Below are 13528 nucleotides of genomic sequence, written 5' to 3' on the forward strand. Positions count from 1 at the left end.
ATGCCACACCGAGCGGAGCCAAAAAAACTCAATCCGTACCGCTACTGCAAGTGGCGTTTGCTTCGTTTCCGCCGCTCGTGGACCGACATCCGGGCCGATCGAATTCCGAGCTGGTCGCGTCTCTATGTACGGGTCTACACGCGTTTGCTGACACTTACGGTGCTCGTGCTGGCGTTCTCGATCACGACACTCGGGCTGGCGCTCAATAGCACGCCGTCGCTCTGGCAAACCTTGATGAATAGCCGGGTGTTGCTGCCTATCCTCATCGTCACGCTGGTGCTGCCGGCCATTACCACCTATCGCTGGATGCGTCCCGTCTGGCTGGATCTGGTGATGGTCCGCGAACGCGCCATCGACTTCACCGGCGGCCGCTTCAACACGCGTGCGCGTGAATCGTATAGCGTCATCATCGGTCCGCTGGCGCGCACGCTGAACGCGCTGGCCGAACGCATGGAACGTCTGATCGCCGCGCAGCGCGAACTCACCAACGGCATCTCCCACGAACTGCGCACGCCGCTGGCGCGCGTGCGTTTTGCGCTGGAGAGCCTGCGCGAACCGGCCTCCGCAGCCGAATATCACGGTGCGTTGATGAGCATCGACCAGGACGTCACGGAGCTCGACGAACTGATCGACATGAGCCTGACTTACGCGCGCCTCGAATACAGCTCGCTGCAATCAAACCTCGAAGCGACCTCGCTGGCCGCCTGGTTCGACAGTCAGATCACCGACGCGACCCTGCTTTACGCGGACAAGCAGATCGTCCCGCACAAGGATATCGACGTCGCGTTGCGGGTGGTGATGGACAAGCGGCTGATGTCGTACGCCATGCGCAATCTGCTGCGCAACGCGAGCAAATACGCGCAGTCGCGCATCATGGTCGGCCTGAGCGCGCGGCACGGCAACGTGGAGATCTACGTGGAAGACGACGGCGCCGGCATACCGCCCGAGGAGCGTGCGCGTATTTTCAATGCGTTCGTGCGGCTCGACCGCCAGACCGGCGGCTACGGCCTCGGGCTCGCCATCACGCAACAGGTGCTGCGCGCGCATCATGGCCGCATTGCCGTGACGGACCCGGCGACCCTGGGCGGCGCGCGCTTCGAACTGAGCTGGCCGGTCGGCACGGTGTGAGTCTCGCGGCGCGGGTCTGAAAAGTGACCTGGCCTGTACGACGCGAACGCCGCGCAGGCCAGGCCACCCTCAACACGTCAATACCTCAATACGTCATCAATACGTGTGGCCCAGCTGGAAATAGAAGTTGCTGCGGCCACCCGGCGCGAACGCGACGCCCAGATAGATCGGTCCGAACGAACTGGTCAGCGCGGTGAAAAACGTCACGCTGCGTTTCAGCGATCCGCTGCCGAAATCGGAGTCGCGATTCCACACGTTGCCGGCTTCGACGCTGAATCCCGCAAACAGGCCGCGAATCGGCGACGCATTGAAGGTGGCGAGCTGGTTCATGTACGTGACCTGGGCGTACGCCATCGAGTTGCCGGATAGCTGATCGGCGGCATAGGCCGACAGATGCTGGAAGCCGCCCAACGTGAAGCCGAACGGATTGGTCAGATTGGTGCCGCCGAAATCGTTGCCCGCCTCGATACTCGCGTTGATGCTGTGGCGTCCATAGCTCGCCGCGACGATGGTCTTGCCGTACACCTCGGTGAAACTGTTGTCGCCCGCGAACAGCGAGCGCTCGGCGCGCAATTCGCCGAAATAGCCCTTGCGCGCGAACAGCGGATCGTCGAGCTGATCGATCACGAGGCGCGCGCGTACGCTGAGCTGCCGGCCGTAGATGTCGGGGAACAACAGCGGTGAATTGGACACGCTGTCGTCGAGCGGCAGATTGTATTCAGGCGTGGCATACCCGTGCGCGTACGCGATGCCGACCCGGAAGTCGCCCAGACGCGCGAGCGGCAGACCGAAATCGAGACCCGCGCGCTCGGTTTGCAAGCGGTATTGCGTGACCTTGACATTGCCCGGGTCGTCGTAGAGGTTCGCGTAGCGGCGTTGGAACTCCAGATACGGCGCGACGTAGTAGCCGAACGAACTCGATAGCGGCTGCCGCAGCTCCGCGTGAAAGTTGAGCAGATCGCTGCCGAGGGTGGTGTCCACGCGTCCTTCGAGTCCGGACTCCGTCAGCCATGGACGGCGATAACCCAGATGCAGCCGGAAGCCGCCTTCGTCCGTCGAACTGCTCGACAGGCCCAGCCCGAACAGCAGGAAATTCGGCCCCCACATTTTCTCGTGCGCGTTGACCACGAGGGTGTGCTGGTCGCCGTCGTCGATGAGTTGCTGGCTCACGCTGTCGAAGTCGCCGGCGGTGGTGAGCGCGAGCAGATTCTTGTTGAGCGCGACGGGATCGTAGACGTCGCCGGGTTTGACGTGCAGCGCGTTGCGAATGCGTGACTGCGGCACCGTGCCGCGCGAGTCGATCTCGATCTGCGTGATCCGCACCGGGTGCACGACGGGCGTGCCATGGCGGGCGCGCCACGCGGCGTAGTCGGCCGGCGACAGCGCGAGGTGCTGGAGCTGCGGCAGCACCGCGCGCGTGGCGGCGGCGCCTGCCGCGATCGCCTGGCTCGCGTTGGCGAAATCGGTGAAGCTCAGCGAACCCAGCGCCGGCTGGATCAACACGTCTTCAGGTTGCAACTGCTCGCGCTGCCGTGCGACGTTCTGGTGAATCAGAATGCCGATCATCTGCTGCATCACGTCGGCGGGCGACGCCAGTGCGTCGAGCGGCCGCAGCGGCGAGCCGATGTCGACCGCGATCACCACATTGGCGCCCATGTCGCGCGCCGTTTCGATCGGCAGATTACTGACGATGCCGCCGTCCACCAGCGTGCGTCCGTCGATATCGGCGGGGGCGAACAGACCGGGCAGCGCCATGCTGGCGCGAATCGCCTGCGGCAGCGAACCGTGGTCGAGCACGACTTTTTCGCCGGTGCGCAGGTCGGTGGCGATCGCGCGATAGGGGATCGGCAGGCGGTCGAACGAGACATTGCCCGGCACCGCCGAGGTCCAGTCCTGCAACAGCGCCTGCAACCGGTTGCCCTGCACGAGCCCGACCGGCAGCCGGAATCCGTTCGCGCCGTAGCCGAGCGCGAGGCTGTTCACATACAGCCGCTCGTCTTCGCGACGCGATTGCGGGAGATCGGCGCGGTCGGTGACGTCGAACGCGATGTCCGCGAGGTTGATGCCCGCGAGGCGGTTTTGCATGTCCTGCGCGGTCATCCCGCTCGCGTACAGGCCGCCGACCACTGAGCCCATACTGGTCGCGGCGATGCAGTCGACCGGAATGCGATTTTCTTCCAGCACCTTCAGCACGCCGAGGTGCGCGTAGCCGCGTGCGCCGCCGCCGGACAGCACGAGTCCGACGGACTGACGGCCCGGCGGCCCGGCTTCGGCCTGGCAGGCGGAGTCGGCGGCCTGCGCGCGCTGGCTGAAAGCGGCGATCCCGCACGCCAGCAACACGGCGGCAGTGCAGCGTAAATGAAGAGCGATAGGCCAGTGACGCGTGTCAGGCGCTGCTTGTGGTCGTCGTCGGTGGCTGGCCAACACTCGGTTCATCTAGTTCGGGATGGAGAGAAAACCGAGAGATTACATGGTTTTGCATCGGTAAAAACAGCGTATTTCGTGTAAGCGGGCGTTTACGGGAAAACGTAAGGTTGGCGCGGCCGATGCCGGCAATGGCGACTCGCTATTTGCGCGAATAGCGCTCACACCGCGAGGTTGAGCGTGGGGTTGGCGTGGGGTTTTGCGCGGCGGTGCAGGGCGCGGCGACGTCGGGCGGCGCGACTATCGCCGGGTACGCTCCAACAATCGCCCATCGCACCGTGGCGATCTATGTCGGGATATGTCACGACCTCGGCGAAACGACCGCCAACCCTTGTCGCACGGGCTTCTTCCTCGGTGAAACAGGGCGACATATGTTCCTTGCTGATTAACCCCGGCCATCCTTCTATAGTCCGTTCGTCGCCACGCCGAAGTGACCGCAGTGGCCCGAATCCCAGAAGGACATACCGTGAAAACCCGTTCATTTACCACCCCCGCCACTGCCGCCTGCGTTGTCTCAGCCACATCGCTTTCCTCCCCTCGCCATGCGCTGCGCAAGCTGGTGCTCAGCGCCACCGTCGCCGTGCTCGCGTTCGGCAGCGCGTCGGCGTTCGCGTGGTCGCAGCACGGCACCGCTTACACCTCGCGCGGCACCTATAACGGCGCGCGTTACGGTTCGTGCGGCGGCGGCAGTTGCTCGCATGCGGGCGGCGTCGTCGGTCCGTATGGCGGTCTGGCCACCAACACCGGCACGGTGACGCGTAATGCGCCGGGGCAATTCTCGAACTCGGGCACCGCGACCGGGCGCTACGGCAACTCGGTCCAGCATGCCGGCGACACCAGTTGCGCCGGCGGCACCTGTGCGCATACCGGTTCCCTGACCGGGCCGGACGGTAAGACCGCCACCACGTCCGGCGCGGTGACGAAGACCGCGCCGGGTCAGTATTCGTCGTCCGGCTCGGTCACGGGGGCGAACGGCAACACGGTCGACCATTCGGCGTCGACGAATTGCGCCGGCGCGACGTGTTCGCGTTCAGGCACGGTGACGGGTGCGGACGGTGGCACGGTCAACCACGCCGGCACGGCCACGCGGGTTGCGCCGGGCGTCGTGACGACGTCGACGAGCGTCACCGGCACGCATGGCAATACGGTGACGTCGAGCGGAGCGGTGGTCGCGACGGGCGGTGTGGTCACGACGGGTGGCGCCACGGTCGTTGTTGCGCCCAAGCCGGTGGTAGTGGTTGCGCCGCCGGTGGTTTATGCGCCGCCGCCTCCCGTGGTTTACGTGCCGCCCAAGGCGGTGGTCGTGGCGCCCCCGGTGGTCTATGCGCCGCCGCCGGTCGTCTACGTGCCGCCGCCCCGGCCGCCGGTCGTTTATGTCGCGCCGCGTGCCGTGTATGTCGCGCCGGCGCCGCGCCCGGTCGTGTGGGTGCCGGGGCACTGGATCGGCAATGTCTGGGTGCCGGCGCACTGGTCGTGATGAGGCCGGTCATGCGAGTCAGAATCCACGCCCGTCGCAAAGCCGGTGCATTGGCAACGATCCTCATCGCGGCGAGCCTCGCGCTCGCAACGAGCCGCTACGTGGCAGCCCGCGCCGATACCCCCCGCGAGCAGCGGGAGACAGAAACATCGCAGGATTGTTCGGCGCGCTACGCCGCGTTGCTCGATCTTGCCGAACTCGCCAGACGTGACGGCAAATCGTCCGAGGTCGTGGTACGCGGCTTGAGCGACCGCGCGGGCGCGATGAGCGCATGTCTGCCGAGCGTCCGCACCAACCCGCCAGGCCGCCGCGCCGACGCCACAAAGAAAAGCGCTCCCGATTCCTGACGGAACCCGGAGCGCTTGCAGTACCGCTACCGCTACTTCTACCGCCAGAGATAAGCCCCTGGCTTAACGTCCCTGCTGCTGCAGATACTGCTTCACGTCGCTCAGCGTCACGCTGCCTTTATGGCTGCTGTCGATCTGATCGAAGTGCTTGGCGACAAAACCCAGCCCTTGGGTTTGCGCCTGCGTCTTCGTGACTGCCGCGCCATTGCTCAGCGCCGAGTTGGCCCCGAGGCGCGCTTCGAGTCGCTGCTGGGCTTCTTGCTGCAGCGCGGTCCCGGTCGACGGCGCGACCGGCGCCGCGCGATTCTGCGGAAAGAACGGACCGTCGACGCCACGCGCGCCGCTCGGCGGCGTCGCGGGCGCCACCGCTTGCGGCGGTAACGCATGCGCACTGCCGATCAAGCCGGCGATCGCGAGCAACGGAGAGAGACGTCGCAACTGAGTGAAAAGAGACATGATGACTCACCTGAATTGAGTAATAGGGTATCGCGAACCGCGCATATCGTCAGGCCGCTCAAGGCGACGGCAGTTGCGTGGAAGCGGTGGCGGTGGCGGTCGGCTCGCTGGCGGCACTTTCGTCGCGCCACGGGGCCGGCAGCGTCCACAGCGCGAGCGCGTCGGGCATCGGCGTGCCGCGGTAGAAGCGCACCAGATCGCGCTTCATCGCCGGACGGGCGGTGTCGTCCAGATAAATCATGTGGCCGCCCGGGAAGAAGTTGACCTGCAAGTCCGGATTGATGCCCGGCACAGTCTGCAGTCGCGCCAACTGTTTCTCGGTATTGAAGAACGGTGTGGCCAGATCGTGGAAGCCGTTTTCCGACAACACCTTCAGCTTCGGATTGAGCGTCAGCGCGCCGAGCAGATCGGGGATCGTGTCGGGCATCGCCTGGCCGTCGTGCGAGAAATTCCACACCTGGATGATGGCGTCGTTCAGCGGCATATAGGTCGCGTTCGGCGCTGTGTAGCCGAGGTAGTCCGGCATCTGGGTCGCCAGCGCGTTGGTGAACGGCTGCGAGATCAGAATGTCGGACGGGTCGCCGTCGCTCGCCAGACGCGGATCCGAGTTCGGCAACGACACGCGTCCGTCATAGCGGCCAATCGTCGTGCCGGGCAGCAGGCTCGTCGAGAAGCTGTTGACGCTGAAGTAGCCTTGCAGCGCCTGCGTCGTCAAACCGGACGGAATGGTCCAGCCCTGCACCGTCTTGTCGTTCGGCACCACGGGCTTGCCGAGCGCGTTCGGTATGCCCAGCTGACTGAGCACCCACGTCTGCGAGTAGCGCCTGAGCTTGCTGTACTCGGCGGTGACGAACAGGCTGGTTTGCAGCGCGTAAAGACCCGGATTGAGCGGCGCCGGCGACGCCTGGTTGTAGTACGCCGCAACCGCCGCGTAGCCCGGGAAATAGCCCGCCAGCGTATCCGTATCCAACGCGAGCGCGCTGGTCGAATTGGTGATGGCGACGGCTTCGATCGCATCCGCGAAATAGTTGAGAATCGCGGACTGCAGCACGATACCGGTCAGATGCACGCCCGACGATTCCAGCGCGAGCGCCAGCATGTCGGTCCGCGGCGTCCCATACGATTCGCCGTACAGATAGAGCGGCGAGGTGCTGCGATTGTTGACCGTCAGATAGCGCTGAATGAAGTCGCGCATGATGTCGACGTCGGCGTCGGTCGTCCAGTACTTCTGGTTCGTATTCGGCAACACCGCTTCGGAGAGGCCGGTGCCCGGCGGGTCGATGAAGACCATGTCCGTCGTGTCGATCAGGCTGTCCTTGTTATCGACGAGCGGGTAGTTCGGCCAGTTGCCGAACACCGGGTCGGGCGTCGACACGCGCGTCGGCGCGAACGAGCCGAGCCGCAACCAGATCGACGACGAACCCGGGCCGCCGTTGTAGACGAACGTGACCGGGCGCGGCGCGCCGTTCGTGCTCGGCGCGGTGTAGGCCACGTAGGACATCGAGGCTTCGGGGTTGCCGTTCGCGTCGGCGGCCGTCAGGTGGCCGGTGGTCGTCGTGTAGTTGACCGGCGCCTTGCCCTGGGTCCACTGGTAATGCATCACCGCGGCCTTTTCGGACACCTGCGAGGGCGTGAGACCGTCCGTGGCGTTCAACGAATAGGCGACCGGATCGATATAGGTCTGATTGGCCGACGACGCTTGCGACTGCGCGGCAGCCTTGGCATTGAGCTGCTGGCTTGCGGGGGTTTGCTGCATGCTGACCGCCGCGCCGTTCGACGAACTGCCGTCGCCGCCGCCGCAGCCGCCGAGAAGCGTGATCGCAACCGCTAAAGTCCCTATGGCCGGCAGCTTGCGCTGGCGTAGAGGGGAGTTGCCTCTAAGACGCTCGTGTCGTTTCATCTCATTCCTTGGTGGATGGGTTCAGCTACCGTTTCACAAAGGTCTCTTCGCGGATGAATAGGCATTGGATTGGAATTATTTTTAATGCATCGCCGACGTGTAATAGTGAACAACGACAGACTCGAACAGCAACACGCGTCAATACCCACGGGCATTAAAAAATGCCCATGCTTATTGAATAAGAATAAATAACGCTATGAATGAAATATGCCGGTTCTTTTCGGGAATTTTTTCCGTGAGTTCCGTTGGGTAAGAATTCGTAATATCTGTGGCAGAAGAAAAATAGGCGACGCGCTAGGGCCTTGTCAAGCATTTAGCGAAATTACGTAAATCGAATATCGGCGGCTTGAATTTAAAGGCGGGTAGGGTTTAGGCGGGGTGATTGACTGCGCGGGTTTATTTATTACGACTGTAAATATAATCGTTTGCTAAATGTAATTGTTAATTGACGCGTTGCGTCAAATCACATTCCATAAAATCGTGCCGGGAATGGAATTGAATACGTAAGCGGGAATCGGCACGAAACCCGGTAACGCATAAAGCCGTTGTGCGGCATTGCGTTCCACGCTCTATTGCGGTTCCTCGAGCACCAGCGGAAAGCGGATATTGAACGTGGTGCCCACCCCCTCGCGCGATACGAAATCGATCTGCCCATCCAGCACACGGCACAGTTCCTTGACGATCGCGAGGCCGAGACCCGTGCCGGGAATATCGTCGCCCGCGGCGCGTTCGAATTCGTCGAACACGCGGTCCGCATCCGCGGGCGCAATGCCTTCGCCGGTATCCGAGACACGGATCGACCAGTGGTCCGCATCGGCCATCGCGAAACTGAATTCGATTTCGCCGGACTTCGTGTACTTGGTCGCGTTGGACAACAGATTGACCGCGATCTGTTTCAGCTTCAGCCGATTGGATGTGATCGCGGGCAACGCCGGATCGAAGGCCGTGCGCAGCTTCAGTCCTTTGGCTTCGATCGACGGACGCGAGGCGGCTTCGAGTTCGTCGAAGAGCGCGCGCAGTTCGACCGTTTCGAGCGTGAGCGGCGCGCCGTCGCCGAGCACGACCGAATACTCGACCATCTGATCGACCAGTTGCTTCATGTCGGCGGCTTGCCGGTTCGCCAGCGTCAACGCGGTCTCGGCCTTGGCGGGCGCGCGCGAGATCAATTGCAGCGCGATGGAAAACGCGTTCAGAAAGTTGCGCAGATCGTGCACCACGCTGCGGGTGATCTGCATCCGCGACTCGTACAGATCGCCCACGAGCCGCTGTTTCAGCGTGAGTTCGTGGTTGGCGCGTTCGAGCCTGCCGGTGTACTCGTCGATCTTGCGGTCGCGTTCGCTGACCACCTGCTTGATCGACGTGAGCGTAACCACGCTGAGCGCCTCGGCGATCAGACGTCGCGCGCGGCGTTCGTGGCGGCGCGTGAAGGCGCTGTCGCGTTCGGCGAATTCGTCCAGCGCGTCGGCAAGCACCTGATGAAACAGATCGAGTTCGCGCACCAGTTCTTCGATCCGGTAACCCTGGCGCCAGCGCACCATGCCGTGTTTTCTCGCGTCGCTTTCAATGCTCGACTCGACGAGTTCGAGGTCTTCGATGTCGAGCGCGATGCAGAGTCCGTCGAGAATGTCCGGCAGATGGTCGGCGAGTTGCTGGTAAGTAAGCTTGTCTGCCTCGACGAGTTCGACGTCGCCGAATACGGCTTTCATCCATTGCTCGGTGAAGCGGGTTCGTTCGGTGCGAACGAAGTCGGCGAAATTGCGCAGCGGGCTAACGAGGGTTTCGGCCATGGCACGTTTCAGGATGAAGTTTCTACAACCTACAAAGGCTCGAACCACTCCAGACGCGTCGAACCGGAAAACGGCGCCCGCGCTCCGCGAGAAAACACGCTGTTGGCTGGAGTGAATGAGAAGCTTGGCCGGCGGGCACCGTGCTTTGCGAAAACGCCGAAAGCCCGCCGCCGCGGCCAGTAATCCGCTTCATTATCACCGGAATTGCTGATCGTGGAACAGCCCTTGCGTGACGGTGGATAGATGACAAAGACGTTCAAACCGGCGACCCCTGATGCATTCAATCCTGTTGGTGGACGACGAGCCGGAAATTCTGGCGGCGTGGCGCCTGATTCTTGAAAACGAAGGTTACGAAGTCGGTTGCGCGAGCAACGGAGTCGAGGCGGTCGCGCGCGTGGCATTGGCGATGCCCGGCACGCCCGATCTGATCATTACCGACTGGATGATGCCGCTGATGGACGGCGCGGAACTCTGCCGCCGCCTGCGCGCGATGCCGGAACTCGCCAACGTGCCGATTCTGGTCCACACGGCCGTGCCGCCGTCTTCCGACGGGCGCGACAAACACTGGGACGCGTGCCTGAGAAAGCCGGTCGGCGCGGATCTGTTTTTGACCACCGTGGCGCAGCTTTGCAAGCAGCGGCATTGAAGGAACGGGCCTTGCTGCGGGAGCGGCGGCTTGCCGTTTGTCGCATCGCCCAAGTCTGTTCACGACCATTCACTCCCCGTGACCCGCCTTCACAAAATCGACAAACACGCGTAGCGGCGCGGGCACATGCCGGTGCCCCGGATAGTAGAGAAACGGCCCCGAAAAGCTTGGCCACCACGACTCCAGAATCGGCTCCAACGCACCGCTGTCAAGCTGAGGACGCAGCCAGTCTTCGAACAGATGAATTACGCCCACGCCGGCGACCGCTGCGCTGATCGCCAGATCGAGCGCCGCGCCCGGACGCACGAGCAGCGGCCCGGTCGGATTCAACTGCAGCGCTTCGCCGTCGCGCTCGAAATGCCACATCGGAATCGCGCCGCCGGCGAATTGGCCGCGCAGGCAAGCATGCGCGAGCAATTCGCGCGGGTGCTCGGGACGGCCGTGTTCGTCGAGATAAGCGGGCGCGGCGGCGGTCGCGAAGCGTTGCACGCGCGGCCCGATCGGCACGGCGATCATGTCCTGTTCGAGCCGCTCGTCGTAGCGAATGCCCGCGTCGCAACCAATCGACAGCAGGTCGACGAACCCGTCCTCCACCACGACCTCGACGCGAATGTCGGGGTACGCCTTGAGGAAGGGCACGATCACCGTGGGCAGCGTGATGCGCGCGGCGCTGGACGGCACGTTCAGCTTGAGCGTGCCGGTCGGCTTGTCGCGAAAGCCGTTCAGCACGTCGAGCGCGGCTTCCATTTCGGTGAACAGCGGCGTCAGCTTTTCGATCAGACGTAGACCGGCTTCGGTCGGCGCCACGCTGCGCGTGGTGCGGTTGAGCAGACGCAAGCCGAGCTTCGCTTCGAGACGGCGCACGGCAATGCTGAGACTCGACGCGGACACGCCGCCGATGCGCGCCGCGTCGCGAAAGCCGCCGGCCCGCGCGACGGAAACGAAAGCGGAAAGATCATTTAATTCCATGGTCGCTGTGCACATTTTTGAACAACCCGTGCACGTTATGCCTATTTATTTGACAACACAACCCGGTGATACTGCGGCTCATCCCCACCCATTCAAGGAGCGCACCATGTCCGACCTCAAGACTACCGACACTTTCCCGCTAGCCGGACGTTCCGTGCGGCGCATGGGCTACGGCGCGATGCAACTGGCCGGTCCCGGCGTATTCGGGCCGCCGAAGGATCGTGAGGCTGCCGTCGCGGTGCTGCGCGAGGCGCTGGCCGCAGGCGTCAATCACATCGATACGAGCGACTTTTACGGGCCGCACGTCACCAACCAGATCATTCGCGAAGCGCTGCATCCTTATCCGGACGATCTGGTGATCGTCACCAAGCTCGGCGCGGTGCGCGACGACAAGGGCGGCTGGTTGCCGGCGATGGAGCCGCAAGCGATCGAGCGCGGTCTGCACGACAACCTGCGCAATCTCGGGCTCGACGCAATGGAGATCGTCAACCTGCGCATCATGGGTAGCATTCATGCGCCTTCCGAAGGCTCGATCGAGAAAGAGGTCACGGCGCTGGCCGAGCTGCAGCAGCGCGGCCTGGTTCGCCATATCGGTTTGAGCAACGTGACGTCGGCGCAGATTGCCGAGGCGCAGCGCATTACCGAAGTGGTCTGCGTGCAGAACCACTACAACCTGGTGCATCGCCACGACGACGCCCTGATCGACGAGCTGGCGGCGCAGGGTATCGCTTATGTGCCGTTTTTCCCGCTGGGCGGCTTTACGCCGATTCAGTCGTCGGCGCTGTCGGACCTCGCGAATGCTTTGGGCGCGACGCCGATGCAGGTCGCGCTGGCCTGGCTGTTGCAGCGCGCGCCGAACATTCTGCTGATTCCCGGCACGTCGAGCCTTCAGCATTTGCGCGAGAACCTGCAGGCCGCGCATTTGACGCTGAGCGATGAGGTTCGCGCCGAGCTCGATGCGATCGGCCGCGTGAACGGCGCAGCGTAAGCGTAGGCATCAAGGCGCGGCGGAGATAAGGCTCCGCTGCGCCTCACGTGGTTCTCACCGCACCCGCACCCACTTCGAATCGCATCGAGCTCCTGGCACGCGCACCACGCCCGCTAGCCGCATCGCGCCAATCGCCCGCTCACACCCGCCATTGCGGAGGTCGACCCGACCCCATGCGCATTCCTGCGATTCTGGAATGGTAGATTGGTCCGCGCTTAATCGGGGGCAAACTCTATGGCGGTGGGCTCAAACCAGTCGGGCGGTGGGTTTCCCGCGTTGACCAGTATCCGGTTCATTGCCGCTTTCGCGGTCGTCATCTCTCACTTCTCGGAACGCAACCTGTTGCCATTGCCGGCTGCATTGTTCAATTTCATCGACGGCGGCCGCTCGGCCGTGTCGCTGTTCTTCGTGCTGTCCGGTTTCATTCTGACCTTCACGTATCGCGACAAACTGGCCCACGGCGGCGTGCGCTCGTTTTACGAGGCACGTGTCGCGCGCATTTATCCGATGATCCTGCTCGGCCTGCTGATGTGCGTGCCGGTCGTGATCTACCTCGTGCTTAATGACAACCCGCAACTGATGCTGGAGTGGTACGCGCTGAAGGGCGCGATCTACCCGGCGCTTCTCGTCAGCCTGATCGCCCAGTTGCTGCTGCTCAATGGCTGGCTGCCGTTTTCGGCCATCAATCAGCCATGGAACGGACCCTCGGATAGCGTTTCCTGCGAGGCGTTCTTCTATCTTCTGTTTCCGTTTCTACTTTGCCGCACGGCCACGATGAGCGTCGCGCGAATCGGCTTGATGGCCCTCGCGACGTGGCTCGTGACCGGTGTATGGATTGCGTTGCTGAAAGGCTTCGTGCCGCTGTCGCGCAGCGCCGCCATGATTTACGCGATGCCGGTCACGCGGCTCGCCGAGTTCGTGATGGGTATTGCGGTGGCGATCTGCTATCTGCGTCTTGGAGCGAGCGGCAGGTCGCAGCATGGTAGAGGCATCGTGCTGATCGGCGTGGCGTTGAGTGCGATCTTCATACTCAGTGTGTGGCGGCCGATCTGGCCGGCCTTCTATGTGGAGTCGCCGTTTTACGCCGCGTTGATACTGGGACTCGCGTTGCTGGAGCGCCCCGTGTTGGGCTTGTTGAGCTGGCGACCGCTGGTGCGATTGGGGGAGGCGAGTTATTCGTTGTACCTCACGCATCTGCCGCTGGCGCTCTGGTCGGTGATGCTGGGTTTCGGGCCGTCGAACGGCTGGATCATGATTCCCGTGAGCGTGCTGATCAGTCTGCTGTGCTTCCGCTTCTATGAGGAGCCGATGCGTCGGAAGATCAAGGCGCGCTTTGCGGGTCAGAAGATCGCTCGACTGCCTGCGGCGGAGCCGGGGCAGACCGCGGTTTAGGCGCGGCGTGGCTA

11 protein-coding genes are annotated in these 13528 nt (G+C 63.4%); 6 read left to right on the top strand and 5 right to left on the bottom strand.

The window, feature by feature from the left end; translation table 11 throughout:
* Positions 1-1128: an ATP-binding protein gene (locus tag GGD40_RS32705; protein WP_179746415.1), complete on the top strand. Its 1128-nt coding sequence runs from the start codon at positions 1-3 to the stop codon at positions 1126-1128.
* 96 nt (positions 1129-1224) lie between these two features.
* Here the strand turns inward: GGD40_RS32705 and GGD40_RS32710 are convergent, their stop codons facing one another.
* Complete coding sequence (locus GGD40_RS32710) at positions 1225-3564, bottom strand: patatin-like phospholipase family protein (protein ID WP_179746417.1); 2340 nt, start codon at positions 3562-3564, stop codon at positions 1225-1227.
* Positions 3565-4018: 454 nt separating this feature from the next.
* Between GGD40_RS32710 and GGD40_RS32715 the strand changes: the two genes are divergently transcribed.
* Complete coding sequence (locus tag GGD40_RS32715; protein ID WP_179746418.1) at positions 4019-5029, top strand: hypothetical protein; 1011 nt, start codon at positions 4019-4021, stop codon at positions 5027-5029.
* Between the two features lie 11 nt (positions 5030-5040).
* The gene (locus GGD40_RS32720; protein ID WP_257030649.1) at positions 5041-5376 is read left to right on the top strand and encodes a hypothetical protein; all 336 of its coding nucleotides are present in this window, start codon (positions 5041-5043) and stop codon (positions 5374-5376) included.
* 63 nt (positions 5377-5439) lie between these two features.
* Here the strand turns inward: GGD40_RS32720 and GGD40_RS32725 are convergent, their stop codons facing one another.
* The 3 genes from GGD40_RS32725 to GGD40_RS32735 form a co-directional block, all read right to left on the bottom strand.
* Complete coding sequence (locus GGD40_RS32725) at positions 5440-5832, bottom strand: 2-oxoglutarate dehydrogenase (RefSeq protein ID WP_179746420.1); 393 nt, start codon at positions 5830-5832, stop codon at positions 5440-5442.
* A gap of 58 nt (positions 5833-5890) precedes the next feature.
* Positions 5891-7732 (bottom strand): S10 family serine carboxypeptidase-like protein, encoded by a 1842-nt coding sequence (locus GGD40_RS32730; RefSeq protein WP_179746421.1) that lies wholly within the window; start codon positions 7730-7732, stop codon positions 5891-5893.
* A gap of 569 nt (positions 7733-8301) precedes the next feature.
* Positions 8302-9519 (bottom strand): sensor histidine kinase, encoded by a 1218-nt coding sequence (locus tag GGD40_RS32735; protein WP_179709936.1) that lies wholly within the window; start codon positions 9517-9519, stop codon positions 8302-8304.
* A 274-nt stretch (positions 9520-9793) separates the two neighbouring features.
* On the opposite strand from GGD40_RS32735, the gene GGD40_RS32740 reads away from it, so the two are divergent.
* The gene (locus tag GGD40_RS32740) at positions 9794-10165 is read left to right on the top strand and encodes a response regulator (RefSeq protein WP_257030650.1); all 372 of its coding nucleotides are present in this window, start codon (positions 9794-9796) and stop codon (positions 10163-10165) included.
* Positions 10166-10234: 69 nt separating this feature from the next.
* Here GGD40_RS32740 and GGD40_RS32745 read toward each other — a convergent pair whose 3' ends face one another.
* Positions 10235-11134, bottom strand: coding sequence for a LysR family transcriptional regulator (locus GGD40_RS32745; RefSeq protein WP_176059348.1), 900 nt, complete (start codon positions 11132-11134; stop codon positions 10235-10237).
* Positions 11135-11240: 106 nt separating this feature from the next.
* Between GGD40_RS32745 and GGD40_RS32750 the strand changes: the two genes are divergently transcribed.
* Both GGD40_RS32750 and GGD40_RS32755 read left to right on the top strand, forming a co-directional pair.
* Positions 11241-12122, top strand: a complete 882-nt coding sequence (locus tag GGD40_RS32750; RefSeq protein WP_179709932.1) for an aldo/keto reductase family oxidoreductase — start codon at positions 11241-11243, stop codon at positions 12120-12122.
* Positions 12123-12356: 234 nt separating this feature from the next.
* The gene (locus GGD40_RS32755) at positions 12357-13514 is read left to right on the top strand and encodes an acyltransferase family protein (RefSeq protein ID WP_179746423.1); all 1158 of its coding nucleotides are present in this window, start codon (positions 12357-12359) and stop codon (positions 13512-13514) included.
* Positions 13515-13528: the final 14 nt, after the last annotated feature.

Source organism: Paraburkholderia bryophila, assembly GCF_013409255.1.
Lineage (GTDB): Bacteria > Pseudomonadota > Gammaproteobacteria > Burkholderiales > Burkholderiaceae > Paraburkholderia.